Consider the following 14,215-nt stretch of genomic DNA (forward strand, 5'->3'; position numbering starts at 1 on the left):
GGAGACGAGTGCCCGGTGGCGACCGGGGAGACGAGCACGTGGTGAACATCCCGCGCCTGGTGATCGCCGCGCCCTCCTCGGGCGCCGGCAAGACCACCGTCGCCACCGGCCTGATGGCGGCGTTCCGCGAGGCGGGTCTCGCGGTGTCCCCGCACAAGGTGGGCCCGGACTACATCGACCCGGGCTACCACGCGCTGGCCACGGGGCGCCCGGGCCGCAACCTCGACGCGTACCTGTGCGGTCCGGAGCGGGTCGAGCCGCTGTTCCTGCACGGCGCGGCGGGCGCGGACCTGGCGCTCGTCGAGGGCGTGATGGGCATGTTCGACGGCGCGTCCGGCATGGGCGAGCTGGGGTCGACGGCGCAGGTGGCGAAGTTGCTGCGGGCGCCGGTCGTGCTGGTCGTGGACGCGTCCTCGCAGTCCCGGTCGGTGGCGGCGCTGGTGCACGGCTTCGCGTCCTGGGACCCGGAGGTGCGGCTCGCCGGGGTGATCCTCAACAAGGTGGGCTCCGACCGGCACGAGGCGCTGCTGCGCGAGGCGCTGGGCGGCGCGGGCGTGCCGGTGCTGGGCTGTCTGCGGCGCGCGCCGCGGGTCAATACGCCCGCCCGGCACCTGGGCCTGGTCCCGGTCGCGGAGCGGGCCCCGGAGGCGGTGGACTCGGTGGCCGCGCTCGCGGAGCAGATCCGGGCGGGCTGTGATCTTCAGGGTCTGCTGGCGCTGGCGCACAGCGCGCCGGAGCTGACCGGTCCGGCGTGGGAGCCGAAGGTCCCGGAGGCGCCCGCGACGGGCCGCCCGGTGATCGCGGTGGCGGGGGGCGCGGCCTTCACGTTCTCCTACGCCGAGCACGCCGAGCTGCTGACCGCCGCCGGGGCCGAGGTGGTCACCTTCGACCCGCTGCGGGACGAGAAGCTGCCCACGGGCACCGCGGGCCTGGTGATCGGCGGCGGCTTCCCCGAGGTCTACGCGCCGGAGCTGTCGGCGAACGAGCCGCTGCGCGCGGCGGTCGCCCGGCTGGCGGCCGCGGGCGCACCGGTCGCCGCGGAGTGCGCGGGCCTGCTGTACCTGTCCCGTTCGCTGGACGGGAAGCCGATGTGCGGCGTCCTGCCGGCGGACGGGCGGATGTCGGAGCGGCTGACGCTGGGCTACCGGGAGGCGGTGGCGGTCGGCGACAGCGCGCTGGCGGCGGCCGGTACGCGGGTGCGCGGCCATGAGTTCCACCGGACGGTCCTGGAGCCGGGCACGGGCGAGAGTCCTGCGTGGGGCTTCGTGCGTCCCGAGCGGCGTACCGAGGGCTTCGTGCGGGACGGTGTGCACGCTTCGTACCTGCATGTGCACTGGGCCGCCGAGCCGTCGCTGGCGCACCGGTTCGCGGCGAGCGCCGCTGCGTGGGCGGCGAGCGCCTGATGAGCGCCGCGGCGTCCGGCTGCCGGGCCTCAGCCCGACACGCCGACCACCAGCCACATGAAGCCCACGCCCGCGGCCGTGCAGGCCAGCGTCGACAGCGCCGGGTGGTCGTGGTGGGCCTCGGGCAGGATGTCGGAGGTCGCGAGGTACAGCAGGACGCCGCCGAAGAAACCCAGGTAGAAGCCGAGCGGTTGCTCCGGCAGGGTGACCAGGAGGGTCGCCGCGGCGCCCACCAGGGGGGCCAGCGCGTCCGCGCAGAGCAGCAGCAGGGCCTTGCGCCGGGCGTTCCCGTAGAGGCTGGCGACGGTGTACGTGTTGAAGCCGTCGGCGAAGTCGTGGGCGATCACGGCGACCGCGACGGCCACCGCCATCTCGCTGCCGACCTGGTAGGCCGCGCCGATCGCGAAGCCGTCCATCAGGCTGTGCACGACCATCGCCGCTGCGGCCGTCAGTCCCACCTGCGGCACCCGTTCCTCCGGGTCCATGCCGTGGGCCGCCTTCCGTACGGCCAGCAGGCGTTCGGCGGCGTGCGCGGCGAGGAAGCCGAGCACGAAACAGAGCAGCGCCGCGGGCACCCCGAGGAGCTGCACATCGGCCGCTTCGAGGGCCTCCGGCAGCAGGTCGAGGCCGACGACGCCGAGCATCAGTCCGCCGGCGAGGCCGAGGATGAGGTGGCGGCGGTCGGTGACCCGGTGGGCGACCCAGCCCCCGATGAGGGTCATCAGGAACGCGCCGACCGCGATGACCACTGGCACTGTGCCGCCCCTCTCGCCGACGGTTCCGGACCGGTACCGCTGCCGGTACCCGTGTCCCCTGCTTACTGATCCCCGGCCGGTCCCGCATGTCCTGTTCCGCTGTCCTCCCCTTTGCCCTCCCCCGCCGAAAGGACTCCTCATGACCGACGGGGCCGCCGGTGCCGAGCGGGCGCCGGACCTGGTGGTGGGGGTCGGCGCGCGGCCCGGGGTGCCGGCGGCGGAGGTGACGGCGCTGATCGCGGACGTGCTCGCGGCGGCCGGGCTGTCCCCCGCCGCCGTGTGCGCGCTGGCCACCGTGGACACCAGGGCCGGGGAGCCGGGGCTGCGGGCCGCCGCGACGCTGCTGGGGGTGGAGCTGCGGGCGTTCCCGGCCGAGGTGCTGGCGGCCGTGCCGGTGCCGCACCCGTCCGAGGCGGTGCGGGCCGCCACGGGGACGCCGGCCGTCGCGGAGGCCGCCGCGCTGGCCGCCGCGGGCCCCGGTGCCACGCTGGCCGTCCCCAAGCGGAAGGCCGCGCCTCCGGACGGGGGCGCTTCCCGCGCCACCTGCGCGGTCGCCCGCCGAACCGTGACGCCCCCGGCCCGCTCGCAGACGTACGTACGCACGCACGAGGAGACGACGCCGTGACCACCCCTCCCGACCTGCGCCACCACGGGGACGCCGAGATCCGCGGGGCGGCGGACCTGACCGACCTCGCCGTCAACGTCCGCACCGGCACCCCGCCGGCCTGGCTCAAGACCCGCATCGCCGCCTCGCTGGACGGGCTGGCCGCCTACCCGGACGGCCGGGCCGCGCGCGCGGCGGTCGCGGCCCGGCACGGGCTGCCGGCCTCCCGGGTGCTGCTCACGGCCGGTGCGGCCGAGGCGTTCGTGCTGCTCGCGCGGGCCGTACGGGCCGAGCGGCCGGTCGTGGTGCACCCGCAGTTCACCGAGCCGGAGGCGGCGCTGCGGGACGCCGGGCACGAGGTGCACCGCGTGCTGCTGTCCGAGGGGGACGGCTTCCGGCTGACTCCGGAGGCGGTGCCGGACGACGCGGACCTGGTCGTGGTCGGCAATCCGACCAACCCCACCTCCGTGCTGCATCCCGCGGAGACCGTCGCGGCGCTGGCCGGGCCCGGGCGCACGCTGGTGGTGGACGAGGCGTTCATGGACGCGGTGCCGGGCGAGGCGGAGTCCCTCGCCTCCCGTACGGACCTGCCGGGCCTGGTGGTGCTGCGCAGCCTGACCAAGACCTGGGGGCTGGCCGGGCTGCGCATCGGGTACGTGCTGGCGGGCCCGGAGATCATCGAGGCGCTGGAGCGGGTCCAGCCGCTGTGGCCGGTCTCCTCGCCCGCGCTGACCGCGGCGGAGGCCTGCTGCGGGCCGGAGGCGCTCGCGGAGGCGGAGGCGGCGGCCGCGGACATCGCCGCCGACCGCGCGTACCTGATCGCCCGGCTGGGCGGCTTCCCGGCGGTCACGGTGGCGGAGCCCGCCGCCGGGCCGTTCGTGCTGATCCGGCTGCCGGACGCGGCGGCCGTACGGGAGCGGCTGCGACAGCTGGGCTTCGCGGTCCGGCGCGGCGACACGTTCCCGGGGCTGGGGACCGACTGGCTGCGGCTGGCGGTGCGGGACCGGGACACCACCGACCGCTTCGTGACGGCGCTGGCGAAGGTGGTCCGGGAGCGGGCGTAGGGCCCTTCCCGGGCACCGCCCCCGCTCCCGACGGGCCGGGAGCCCGGTGGCGCGTCCACCATCCGGAACCCCGTTGCCCGTTACACGTAAGGTCGCCGTAAGGTGCGGCCGTGACGAACGAGCAGACGAACCAGAAGCCAGCGGCAGCCCCTCCTCCGGAGACCGGCGACCTCCCCGCGTCCGACCGCGCCGCGCGGCGCGCCGTCACGCTCTTCCCGCTGCTCGTGATCGTGGCCGGGCTGATCGGCCTGTTCTGGCCGTCCCACTTCACCGGCTGGGCCCCGGCCGTGCCGTGGCTGCTCGGCGTCGTGATGTTCTCCATGGGCCTCACGCTCACCGTCCCGGACTTCGCCGCGGTCGCCAAGCGGCCGTGGGCGGTCGGCCTGGGCCTGGTGGCGCACTACGTGATCATGCCGGGGCTGGGCTGGCTGGTGGCCACCGTGCTGGACCTGCCGCCCGCGCTGGCGGCCGGCGTGATCCTGGTGGGCTGCGCGCCGAGCGGCACGGCCTCCAACGTCGTGACGTACCTGGCGCGCGGCGACGTCGCCCTGTCGGTGTCGGTGGCCACGGTCTCCACCGTGGTCGCGCCGTTCGTGACGCCGCCGCTGACCTACCTGCTCGCCGGACAGTTCATGCACGTGGACGCCGGGGTGATGGTGACCGACATCCTCAAGACCGTGCTGCTGCCGGTCTTCGCCGGCCTGCTGGTCCGGCTGGTCGCCGGCCGCTTCCTCGCCCGGCTGCTCCGGGCGCTGCCCTGGCTCTCGGCGCTGACCATCGCGGTGATCGTGCTGGTCGTGGTGGCGGGCAGCGCGGCCCAGATCAAGGACGCGGCCGCGCTGGTCCTGCTCGCCGTGGTGCTGCACAACGGGCTGGGCCTGGCGCTGGGCTACGGGGCGGGCTCGCTGGCCCGGCTGGGCCGCCCGGCGAGCCGCGCGATGGCCTTCGAGGTCGGCATGCAGAACTCCGGCCTGGCGGCCTCCCTGGCCACGGCCCACTTCAGCCCCGCCGCCGCCCTCCCCGCAGCGGTCTTCTCGGTCTGGCACAACATCTCGGGCGCGGTGGTAGCGGCCTGGATGGCGCGGAGCGCCCGGAGGGACGGCGCGTAAGCGCCCTTCCACAGGAGCCCGGGGAACTGCGCGCCCGGCCACGACGGCGCCGCGCCGGGCCACCGGGCAACACCCCAGCGGCGCTCAGCTCACCACCCGCCCCCGCAGCACCACCCGCCTAGGCGTACCGAGCACACGTACGTCTTCCCGAGGATCCGCCTCGTACACCACCAGATCGGCCGGGGCGCCCTCACTGAGGCCCGGGCGCCCGAGCCACTCCCGGGCGCCCCACGCGGTCGCCGAGAGGGCGTCCAGGGCCGGGATGCCGGCCTTGACCAGCTCTCCGACCTCCTGGGCGACGAGACCGTGCGCGAGCGCCCCGCCCGCGTCCGTACCGACGTACACCGGCACCCCGGCGTCGTACGCCGCCCGTACGGTGTCGTAGCGGCGCTCGTGCAGCCGTCGCATGTGGTCGGCCCAGCGCGGGTACTTCCGCTCGCCGCCGGCCGCCAGCTGCGGGAAGGTCGCGATGTTCACGAGCGTCGGCACGATCGCGACGCCGCGCTCGGCGAAGAGCGGAATGGTCTCCTCGGTGAGGCCCGTCGCGTGCTCGATGCAGTCGATACCGGCCTCCACGAGAGGCGCGAGGGACTCCTCGGCGAAGCAGTGGGCCGTGACGCGTGCCCCCAGCCGGTGCGCCTCGGCGATCGCGGCGGCCACCGCGCCGGGCGGCCAGCAGGACGACAGGTCGCCGGTCTCGCGGTCGATCCAGTCGCCGACGAGCTTGACCCAGCCGTCGCCCCGCCGCGCCTCCTGGGCGACGTACGCCACCAGGTCCTCGGGCTCGATCTCGTGCGCGTAGTTGCGGATGTAGCGGCGGGTGCGCGCGATGTGGCGCCCGGCGCGGATGATCCGCGGCAGGTCCTCCCGGTCGTCGATCCACCGGGTGTCGGCGGGCGAACCGGCGTCCCTGATGAGCAGCGTGCCCGCCTCGCGGTCGGTGAGCGCCTGCTTCTCGCTGGTCGCCTCGTCGACCGCGCCGTGCGCGTCCAGGCCCACGTGACAGTGGGCGTCGACCAGGCCCGGCAGCGCCCATCCCTCGATGGTGTCGATCTCCCGCGATCCGGCCGGTCGGGTGAACGTGACACGCCCGCCGACGACCCAGAGGTCCTCGCGTACGTCGTCGGGCCCGGCCAGGACCCTCCCCTTGATGTGCAGCACCGCGCTATCGGTCATGCACGCACTGTACGAGCCGGGCCCCGTGGCCTGGACGGGGCGGCCCCGGCGGAAGAATCCCGGAAACCCCATGGCGCTCCGGGGTTTTCTTGCTGTACACCTGTTACCGGAGAATTTCCAATTCTTCGGGTGCGCAGCTTCCCGTATTCTTCTGCCCGCTTTTCCGCAGCTCAAACGCGTCGATTCAGGTGACCCGCAAGGCCCGTAATTCGGACGGATCTCGCGGCCGTTACGCACATGTGACCGACCACACAAGCAGGTCACTTTGCCCCGTATTTTCCGGGCAAACCGAGACATCCCAGGGGTCTGTCGTGCGCCCGTGCGCCCCCGCGCGATAACACAGAACCCCCCGCCTCCGTAACCCCAACCCGCGATGCATTTTCCAATTTCCCTCGGTAAATTTAATTCCCATGACCGCCGCACAAGCAGACCTTGCACGTGCCCGAAGCGAATTCAGAGAAATGCCGGAGGGCTTCAAGCTCGACGCCCCGCGAGTGGAGGACGGGGCGGCCATCTGGCGCATAGCCCGGGACTCCGGAACGCTGGACCTCAACTCGTCCTACAGCTACCTGCTGTGGTGTCGTGACTTCGCCGCCACCTCCGTCGTCGCCCGCGACGCGGAGGGCGAGCCGGCCGCCTTCATCACCGGCTACATCCGGCCCGCCCGCCCCGAGACCCTCGTCGTCTGGCAGGTCGCCGTCGACGACGCGCACCGGGGCCGCGGACTGGCCGCAGCTCTCCTGGACGGCCTCGCCGGCCGTGTCGCGCAGGAGCAGGGCGTCACTCGCCTCGAGACCACGATCTCACCGGACAACACCGCGTCGAACCGGCTGTTCGCCTCCTTCGCCGAGCGCCACAAGGCCTCCGTGGAGCGCGAGGTCCTCTTCGACGCCGGGCTGTTCCCCGAGGAGGGCCACGAGCCCGAGGTGCTGCACCGCATCGGTCCCCTCGCCCCGCCTGCTCAGCGCTGAGCACACCCCAAGACTTCCCCCTCCCTGTCACACCCCACATCTCCCAGGAGCATGCTGTGACCATCACCCAGCCGGACCTGAGCGTCTTCGAGACCGTCGAATCCGAGGTGCGGAGCTACTGCCGCGGCTGGCCCACCGTCTTCGACCGGGCGCAGGGCAGCCGCATGTACGACGAGGACGGTCACGCGTACCTCGACTTCTTCGCCGGCGCCGGGTCGCTGAACTACGGCCACAACAACCCCGTACTCAAACGGGCCCTGATCGACTACATCGAGCGGGACGGCGTCACCCACGGCCTGGACATGTCCACCACGGCCAAGCGGGCGTTCCTGGAGTCCTTCCAGAACGTCATCCTGCGCCCGCGTGACCTGCCCTACAAGGTCATGTTCCCGGGCCCGACGGGCACCAACGCGGTCGAGGCCGCGCTGAAGCTCGCCCGCAAGGTCAAGGGCCGCGAGTCGATCGTGTCCTTCACCAACGCCTTCCACGGCATGTCGCTGGGCTCGCTCGCGGTCACCGGCAACGCCTTCAAGCGCGCCGGCGCCGGCATCCCGCTGGTCCACGGCACCCCGATGCCGTTCGACCACTACCTCGACGGCCGCTACCCGGACTTCCTCTGGTTCGAGCGGCTGCTGGAGGACCAGGGCTCCGGCCTGAACACCCCCGCCGCCGTGATCGTCGAGACGGTCCAGGGCGAGGGCGGCATCAACGTCGCCCGTCCCGAGTGGCTGCGCGCCCTGGCCGACCTGTGCGAGCGCCGCGACATGCTGCTCATCGTCGACGACATCCAGATGGGCTGCGGCCGTACGGGTGCCTTCTTCTCCTTCGAGGAGGCGGGCATCGTGCCGGACATCGTCACCGTCTCCAAGTCCATCAGCGGCTACGGCCTGCCGCTGGCGCTCACGATGTTCAAGCCGGAACTGGACGTCTGGGAGCCGGGCGAGCACAACGGCACCTTCCGCGGCAACAACCCGGCCTTCGTGACCGCCGCCGCGACCCTGGACACCTACTGGGCCGACGGCCAGATGGAGAAGCAGACCATCGCCCGCGGTGAGATCATTGAATCCCACCTGCGCGCCATCGCCGAGGAGCACCCGCGGGCCGGCGTGGACTACCGCGGCCGCGGCATGGTCTGGGGCATGGAGTTCGCCGACAAGACCCTGGCGAACAAGATCTCCAAGCGGGCCTTCGAGCTGGGCCTGCTCATCGAGACTTCGGGGCCGGAGAGCGAGGTCGTCAAGCTGCTGCCGGCGCTCACCACCACCCCCGAGGAACTGGACGAGGGTCTCCGCATCCTCGCCCGCGCGGTCCGAGACTGCGCCTGACAGGCGTGAGGGGGCCGGCCGGCGCAACCGGCCGGCCCTCTTTCGGACCTCACCACCCGCAGAACAGAAAGGCACAAACCACGTGATCGTTCGCTCGTTCAAGGACATCGAGGGCACCGACCGCCACGTCAAGTCCGCTTCGGGGACCTGGGAGAGCAAGCGCATCGTGCTCGCCAAGGAGCGCGTCGGTTTTTCGCTGCACGAGACCACCCTTTACGCGGGCACCGAGACCGACATGTGGTACGCGAACCACATCGAGGCCGTACTGTGCGTAGAGGGCGAGGCAGAGCTCGAGAACCGGGAGACCGGCGAGAAGCACTGGATCGAGCCCGGCACGATGTACCTGCTCAACGGCCACGAGAAGCACACCCTGCGGCCGAAGACGGACTTCCGTTGCGTGTGCGTCTTCAATCCGCCGGTCACCGGTCGCGAGGACCACGACGAGAACGGCGTGTACCCGCTGCTCACCGAGCCCGAGGCGAGCTGACGCCGCTGGAATCAGGCCCGCTGCCCCGTCCGGCAGTTGAGGAAGGCACGTACGAGAGGAGAGGAAGGCAACACCATGACCACCGCACCCGAGCGCACCGCCGACCTGTACCCGACCCGCGGGAAGACCGAGGTCATCACTCCGCGGCAGGACCCGGTGGTGTGGTCGCAGCCCGGCACGGCAGGCCCGTTCCAGCCGTCCGAGCTGAGCGACTTCGAACGCGACGGCTTCTTCGCCAACGAGGAAATCATCACGGCGGACGAGGTCGCGGTGTACCGCGCCGAACTGGACCGGCTCACGCATGACCCCGAGATCAAGGCCGACCCGCGCTCGATCGTCGAGTCGAAGTCGGACAAGGTCCGGTCCGTGTTCGAGGTGCACAAGATCAGCGAGGTCTTCGCCAAGCTGGTCTCCGACCCGCGCGTAGTGGGGCGCGCCCGTCAGATCCTCGGTTCGGACGTCTACGTCCACCAGTCGCGGATCAACGTCAAGCCGGGCTTCGGTGCGTCCGGATTCTACTGGCACTCGGACTTCGAGACCTGGCACGCCGAGGACGGTCTGCCGAACATGCGGACGGTGTCCGTCTCGATCGCGCTGACCGAGAACTACGACACCAACGGCGGCCTCATGATCATGCCGGGGTCGCACAAGTTCTTCCTGGGGTGCTCGGGCGAGACGCCCGTGGACAACTACAAGAAGTCGCTGCAGATGCAGGACGCGGGCACGCCCTCGGACGAGGCGCTGACCAAGCTGGCCGACCAGTACGGCATCAAGCTGTTCACCGGCAAGGCCGGCTCGGCGACCTGGTTCGACTGCAACGCCATGCACGGTTCCGGCGACAACATCACGCCGTACCCGCGCAGCAACGTCTTCATCGTGTTCAACAGCGTGGAGAACACCGCCGTGGAGCCCTTCGCGGCCCCGGTACGGCGCCCGGAGTACATCGGTGCCCGGGACTTCACCCCGGTCAAGTGACGCGCGAGTCCGTGGTGTCCTCTCCCTCGTGAGGAGGAGCCCGGTTCCGGGCCGGGGGGTCTTGGCCCCGCCAGGGGTCCCCGGCTCACAACCAGGCCAGTGACGCGGCCGTCGCCAGCACATGCTGAGCGGCGGCCGCGTCGCCTGCCTGGCCCCGGCTCACCTCCTGCGGGGTGAGCCGGCCGCCCACCAGCAGGCAGAGGTCGACCGCGTCCAGCACCAGCTCGGCGGCGACCGGCTCCGCGGCCGGGCCCAGCACCCAGTCGCCGCCCGCCGCGCCCTCCACCCCCAGCAGCACGGGCCGGGTGCCGTCCCCCAGCGCCAGGTCCACGATCCGCACCGCGAGCGCCACCAGCCGCCGCAGGTGCACGGGCGGCGGCGGAGGCACGGTCAGCCCCAGCGCCCGCCCGATGTCCCGGGTGTGGATCCAGGTCTCGAACGCCCTGATCACGTAGTGGTCGGCGACCGGCAGCCGCTTTCCCATCAGCGCCGTGGGCAGCGCGGCCGGCTCCTCCTCCCGGGCCTCCGGCAGGTCCAGCAGGCCGTGCGCCTGGGTCCGCCACGCCTCGGCCGTCTCGGCCGGCGGCCGGGTGTGCTCGTACGCCACCACCTCCTCCGTACGCGCCGCCCAGCGCACCTCCCACGGCGCCGCGTCCCCGGTGCCGCCCGCCTCGGCCCGCGTCACCGGCAGCATCCCCAGCCGCTCTGCCAGCGGCTCGTCCGCCGCGATCAGGTGCGCGACCGTGCCCTGGACGTCCCAGTCGTGCACCACCGGCGTGCCCCAGCGCGCCGGCTCGCCGTCCAGCTCGCGCAGCAGCGCCTCCAGGCTCGCCACCGCGGCGGCGTACGGCGCTGCGTGCGCGGCCGGCGCGTCGTGCCCCGTGCGCGCCGCCCGGGCCGCCGCCATCAGCCGCCCCCGGCCGACCTTGTCCGCACCCCGGCGGGTGCCCTTGGCCGGCGCGGCGGGCGGCCCGTCCAGCCGGTGCACCGCCTCCCGCAGCCGCACCAGCTCCTCCGCGCACTCCGCGCAGTCCTCGACGTGCGCGCGGATGCGTTCCGCGTCGCCGGACATCACGGCGTCCAGCGCCCAGGCGGCGAGCAGCTCGGCGATCTCGGGGTGCTCCTCCGCGGGATCCCAGCCCATCAGATGCCCTTCTCGACGGCCGGATCCGGCGGGTCGGCCAGCCGGTCGGCGAGGCTGCGCAGCGCCACGCGGAGCCTGGTCTTGGCGGTGCCTTCGGGAATGCCCAGTTCCACCGCGGCCTGGCGGTAGGTGCGCCCGGCGAAGTACGCCAGGTGGAGCACCTGGCGCTGGGCCAGCGGAAGTTCGGCGAGCGCGGTGTGCGGCAGCAGCGCGGCGCCGGCCGGCAGGGCCCGCTCCTCGGCCTCGCACATCCGGTCCACGGCCCGCCGGTGGGCCCGCATGCTGAGCCAGGCCCGCAGCGAGCCGCGTGCCGGGTCGAACGTGTACGGGCGGGCCCACAGCTGGGTGAGGACCTCCTGGACGACCTCCTCCGCGGCGTTCGTGCTGCGCGTGACGCGGCGGGCCACGGCGTGTGCCAGCCCGCCGAAGGCGTCGTACACCTCCCCGAGGGCGGACTCGTCGCCGTACACCAGTCGCCGGTGCAGGTCCTCGTCGCGCGGCGGAGTTGATGTACTTGCAGGTCTCCGGTCCACCGGCACCACCTCGTGAGGTCGTGCTGCCATTCCTAGCCGCCCGCGCCGCCGCGCGGTAGCCGTCCGCCCGGCCGAATTGCCCGGCGCGCCCCGGAGGCTAGCCTGACGTGGCACCGTCCCGGCAGGGAACAAGCGGACACACCCGAACGACTCGAACCGAGGGAGCACCATGACCGTCGACCGCCGCCCGGGGGTCGTCCTGACCGATCACGTCCTGCGGGTCCCGCTGGACCACGCGGCACCGGACGGCGAGCGGATCGAGGTGTTCGCACGGGAGGCGGTGGCCGCGGGCCGGGAGCGGGAGCGGCTGCCGTGGCTGCTGTACCTGCGCGGCGGCCCGGGGCTCGCGACGCCCCGGCCGCTCGCCCGCGACTCCTGGCTGAACCGCGCGCTGCGCGACTACCGCGTACTGCTCCTGGACCAGCGGGGCACGGGGCGTTCCACGCCGGCGACCCGGCAGACCCTCGCGCGCCGCGGCTCGCCGCAGGAACAGGCCGGCTACCTCGCCCACTTCCGCGCGGACTCGATCGTCCGGGACGCCGAACTGTTCCGCCGCCATCTGATCGGCGAGGAGCGGTGGAGCGTGCTGGGACAGAGCTTCGGCGGCTTCTGTACTGTCCACTACCTCTCGCACGCCCCCGAAGGGCTGCGCGAGGCGTTCATCACCGGCGGCCTGCCGGGGCTGGACGTGAGCGCCCGGGACGTCTACCGGGCGGCGTATCCGCGTATCGCGCGCAAGAACGCGGCCCATTACGCGCGGTATCCGCAGGACGTGGAGTCGGTGCTGCGGATCGCCGCGCACCTGCGGGAGCGGGAGGTACGGCTGCCCGGCGGCGGACTGCTGACCGCGGAGGCGTTCCAGGGGCTCGGGATGATGCTGGGCGCCGGCAGCGGCTCGTACGCGCTGCACGACATCCTGGACGAGGCCTGGGTGACCGGGGTGTCCGGGCCCGAGCTGTCGGACGCGTTCCTGGAGCGGGTGCGGGCGCGGCTGTCGTTCGCCGAGGCCCCGATGTTCGCCGTGCTGCACGAGTCGATCTACGGCCAGCGGTCGGTGGACGCGAAGGGCACGGGCTGGGCGGCCGAGGCGGTGCGCGGCGAGTTCCCGCGGTTCGACGTGGACGGGGCGCTGGCGGACGGCGGCCCGCTGCACTTCACGGGCGAGACGATCTTCCCCTGGCTCTTCGACACCGACCCGGCGCTGCGGCCGCTGAAGGAGACCGCCCACGCGCTGGCCGAGCGCACCGACTGGCCCGACCTCTACGACGCGGAGCGGCTGGCGGCGTGCGAGGTGCCGGTCGTGGCGGCGGTGTACGCGGACGACATGTACGTGGACGCCGGGCACTCGCTGCGTACCGCGGAGCGCATCCGCGGCCTGCGGGCGTGGGTGACCAACGAGTGGGAGCACGACGGGCTGACCGTCAGCGACGGCGCGGTGATGGACCGGCTGCTGCGCATGGTGCGCGGCGAGGTCTGAGGCCGGCCGGCGCGGGACCGGGCGGATGGCCGTAGGGCGCGGCCACCCGCCCGGGGTTTCACGGGGAGGTCAGCCGGTCAGCGACGGGTAGTCCACGTAGCCGCTGTCGTCGCCGCCGTAGAAGCTCTCGCGTACCGGCTCGTTGAACGGGCCGCCGGCCGCGAGGCGCGCGGGCAGGTCGGGGTTGGCGAGGAAGAGCCGGCCGTACGCCAGCAGGTCGGCCTCGCCCTCCTCGATGAGGGACAGCGCCTCGGGGCCGGCGGAACCGCCGTCGGTGGCGGGGTTCAGCACGAACGTGCCGCCGAAGCGCTTCCGCAGCCGGGCCAGCAGCCCGGCGTCCCGCACGTCGCAGGCGTGCAGGTAGGCCAGGCCGAGCGGGGCGATCTCCTCGACCAGCGCGGTGTAGGTGGCCTCCGGCTCGGGCGCCGTCATGCCGTTGAAGGGGTTGCCGGGCGAGATGCGCAGGGCGGTGCGGCGGGCGCCGATCTCCGCTGCGACGGCCCGGACGACCTCGACGGCGAACCGGGCGCGGGCCTCGTCCGAGCCGCCCCACTCGTCGGTGCGCAGGTTGCTCCCGGGCGAGAGGAACTGGTGGATCAGGTAGCCGTTGGCGCCGTGGATCTCCACGCCGTCGAAGCCGGCCTCGATGGCGTTGCGCGCCGCGGTCGCGAAGTCCGCGATCGTCTCGCGGATCTCGTCGTCGGACAGTTCGCGCGGGACGACGCAGTCCTTCATGCCGTCCTCGGTGAAGACCTGCTGTTCGGCGGCGACGGCCGAGGGCGCGACCGGTATCAGGCCGTCCGGCAGCACGGTGGGGTGGCCGATCCGGCCGCCGTGCCACAGCTGCGCGAAGATCGTGCCGCCCGCGGCGTGCACGGAGTCGGTGACCTCGCGCCAGCCCGCGATCTGCTCCGGGGTGTGCAGCCCGGGGGTGAGCGGGTAGCCGCGGCCCACCACGTTCGGCTGGGTGGCCTCGGTGATGATCAGGCCGGCCGAGGCACGCTGCGTGTAGTAGCGGACCATGGACGGGGTGGGGACGCCGTCGGCGGTGGCGCGGTTGCGCGTCATCGGTGCCATGACGAGACGGTTGGCGAGCGGCAGCCCGGCCAGGTCGACGGGGTCGAAAGCAGTGGTCAAGGGTTCCCTTTCACGAGGGCCGGTGGTTCACCGGGCCCAACGTCCACCGCCGCCA

14 protein-coding genes are annotated in these 14,215 nt (G+C 73.2%); 9 read left to right on the forward strand and 5 right to left on the reverse strand.

Annotated elements, in window-relative coordinates; translation table 11 throughout:
- Nucleotides 1–38 precede the first annotated feature (38 nt).
- Nucleotides 39–1,403: a cobyrinate a,c-diamide synthase gene (locus ABZ840_RS17065; protein ID WP_361560115.1), complete on the forward strand. Its 1,365-nt coding sequence runs from the start codon at nucleotides 39–41 to the stop codon at nucleotides 1,401–1,403.
- A gap of 29 nt (nucleotides 1,404–1,432) precedes the next feature.
- Here the strand turns inward: ABZ840_RS17065 and ABZ840_RS17070 are convergent, their stop codons facing one another.
- On the reverse strand, nucleotides 1,433–2,158 hold the full coding sequence (locus ABZ840_RS17070) for a ZIP family metal transporter (RefSeq protein WP_361560118.1): 726 nt from the start codon (nucleotides 2,156–2,158) through the stop codon (nucleotides 1,433–1,435).
- 139 nt (nucleotides 2,159–2,297) lie between these two features.
- Between ABZ840_RS17070 and ABZ840_RS17075 the strand changes: the two genes are divergently transcribed.
- The 3 genes from ABZ840_RS17075 to ABZ840_RS17085 all read left to right on the forward strand — a co-directional run bounded on the left by ABZ840_RS17075 (nucleotide 2,298) and on the right by ABZ840_RS17085 (nucleotide 4,935).
- Entirely contained in the window at nucleotides 2,298–2,783 is a 486-nt protein-coding gene (locus tag ABZ840_RS17075) for a cobalamin biosynthesis protein (RefSeq protein ID WP_361560121.1), read from the forward strand.
- On the forward strand, nucleotides 2,780–3,826 hold the full coding sequence (gene cobC / locus ABZ840_RS17080) for an Rv2231c family pyridoxal phosphate-dependent protein CobC (protein ID WP_361560124.1): 1,047 nt from the start codon (nucleotides 2,780–2,782) through the stop codon (nucleotides 3,824–3,826). Before ABZ840_RS17075 ends, cobC begins: the two co-directional genes overlap by 4 nt.
- Nucleotides 3,827–3,936: 110 nt before the next feature.
- Nucleotides 3,937–4,935 (forward strand): bile acid:sodium symporter family protein, encoded by a 999-nt coding sequence (locus tag ABZ840_RS17085; protein WP_361560127.1) that lies wholly within the window; start codon nucleotides 3,937–3,939, stop codon nucleotides 4,933–4,935.
- Between the two features lie 84 nt (nucleotides 4,936–5,019).
- Here ABZ840_RS17085 and ABZ840_RS17090 read toward each other — a convergent pair whose 3' ends face one another.
- Nucleotides 5,020–6,111: an amidohydrolase family protein gene (locus ABZ840_RS17090; RefSeq protein WP_361560130.1), complete on the reverse strand. Its 1,092-nt coding sequence runs from the start codon at nucleotides 6,109–6,111 to the stop codon at nucleotides 5,020–5,022.
- 410 nt (nucleotides 6,112–6,521) lie between these two features.
- On the opposite strand from ABZ840_RS17090, the gene ectA reads away from it, so the two are divergent.
- The 4 genes from ectA (at nucleotide 6,522) to thpD (ending at nucleotide 9,869) form a co-directional block, all read left to right on the forward strand.
- Nucleotides 6,522–7,082, forward strand: coding sequence for a diaminobutyrate acetyltransferase (gene ectA / locus ABZ840_RS17095; protein ID WP_361560133.1), 561 nt, complete (start codon nucleotides 6,522–6,524; stop codon nucleotides 7,080–7,082).
- A gap of 56 nt (nucleotides 7,083–7,138) precedes the next feature.
- Nucleotides 7,139–8,407 (forward strand): diaminobutyrate--2-oxoglutarate transaminase, encoded by a 1,269-nt coding sequence (gene ectB, locus ABZ840_RS17100; RefSeq protein ID WP_361560136.1) that lies wholly within the window; start codon nucleotides 7,139–7,141, stop codon nucleotides 8,405–8,407.
- Nucleotides 8,408–8,489: 82 nt separating this feature from the next.
- Complete coding sequence (locus tag ABZ840_RS17105; RefSeq protein ID WP_030264599.1) at nucleotides 8,490–8,894, forward strand: ectoine synthase; 405 nt, start codon at nucleotides 8,490–8,492, stop codon at nucleotides 8,892–8,894.
- A gap of 75 nt (nucleotides 8,895–8,969) precedes the next feature.
- The gene (gene thpD, locus ABZ840_RS17110; protein WP_361560139.1) at nucleotides 8,970–9,869 is read left to right on the forward strand and encodes an ectoine hydroxylase; all 900 of its coding nucleotides are present in this window, start codon (nucleotides 8,970–8,972) and stop codon (nucleotides 9,867–9,869) included.
- An 85-nt stretch (nucleotides 9,870–9,954) separates the two neighbouring features.
- Here the strand turns inward: thpD and ABZ840_RS17115 are convergent, their stop codons facing one another.
- Both ABZ840_RS17115 and ABZ840_RS17120 read right to left on the reverse strand, forming a co-directional pair.
- Nucleotides 9,955–11,013, reverse strand: coding sequence for a maleylpyruvate isomerase family mycothiol-dependent enzyme (locus tag ABZ840_RS17115; RefSeq protein WP_361560142.1), 1,059 nt, complete (start codon nucleotides 11,011–11,013; stop codon nucleotides 9,955–9,957).
- Nucleotides 11,013–11,576 carry a sigma factor gene (locus ABZ840_RS17120; protein WP_361560145.1) on the reverse strand — a complete coding sequence of 188 codons (564 nt, stop codon included), beginning with the start codon at nucleotides 11,574–11,576 and terminating at the stop codon, nucleotides 11,013–11,015. The genes ABZ840_RS17115 and ABZ840_RS17120 overlap by 1 nt, the downstream gene beginning before the upstream one ends.
- A 139-nt stretch (nucleotides 11,577–11,715) precedes the next feature.
- Here ABZ840_RS17120 and ABZ840_RS17125 point away from each other — a divergent pair, with 139 nt between their 5' ends.
- Nucleotides 11,716–13,023, forward strand: a complete 1,308-nt coding sequence (locus tag ABZ840_RS17125; RefSeq protein ID WP_361560148.1) for an alpha/beta fold hydrolase — start codon at nucleotides 11,716–11,718, stop codon at nucleotides 13,021–13,023.
- Between the two features lie 69 nt (nucleotides 13,024–13,092).
- Here the strand turns inward: ABZ840_RS17125 and ABZ840_RS17130 are convergent, their stop codons facing one another.
- Nucleotides 13,093–14,160, reverse strand: coding sequence for an alkene reductase (locus ABZ840_RS17130; protein WP_361560151.1), 1,068 nt, complete (start codon nucleotides 14,158–14,160; stop codon nucleotides 13,093–13,095).
- Nucleotides 14,161–14,215: the final 55 nt, after the last annotated feature.

The sequence above is a fragment of the Streptomyces sp. NPDC047117 genome, from assembly GCF_040643545.1.
In the GTDB taxonomy this organism is placed as follows: domain Bacteria; phylum Actinomycetota; class Actinomycetes; order Streptomycetales; family Streptomycetaceae; genus Streptomyces.

Coding starts and splice junctions, on each gene's coding strand:
- ABZ840_RS17075 (WP_361560121.1), top strand. CDS start 2,298: ATGACCGACGGGGCCGCCGGTGCCGAGCGGGCGCCGGACCTGGTGGTG.
- ABZ840_RS17090 (WP_361560130.1), bottom strand. CDS start 6,111: ATGACCGATAGCGCGGTGCTGCACATCAAGGGGAGGGTCCTGGCCGGG.
- ectA (WP_361560133.1), top strand. CDS start 6,522: ATGACCGCCGCACAAGCAGACCTTGCACGTGCCCGAAGCGAATTCAGA.
- thpD (WP_361560139.1), top strand. CDS start 8,970: ATGACCACCGCACCCGAGCGCACCGCCGACCTGTACCCGACCCGCGGG.
- ABZ840_RS17115 (WP_361560142.1), bottom strand. CDS start 11,013: ATGGGCTGGGATCCCGCGGAGGAGCACCCCGAGATCGCCGAGCTGCTC.
- ABZ840_RS17120 (WP_361560145.1), bottom strand. CDS start 11,576: ATGGCAGCACGACCTCACGAGGTGGTGCCGGTGGACCGGAGACCTGCA.
- ABZ840_RS17125 (WP_361560148.1), top strand. CDS start 11,716: ATGACCGTCGACCGCCGCCCGGGGGTCGTCCTGACCGATCACGTCCTG.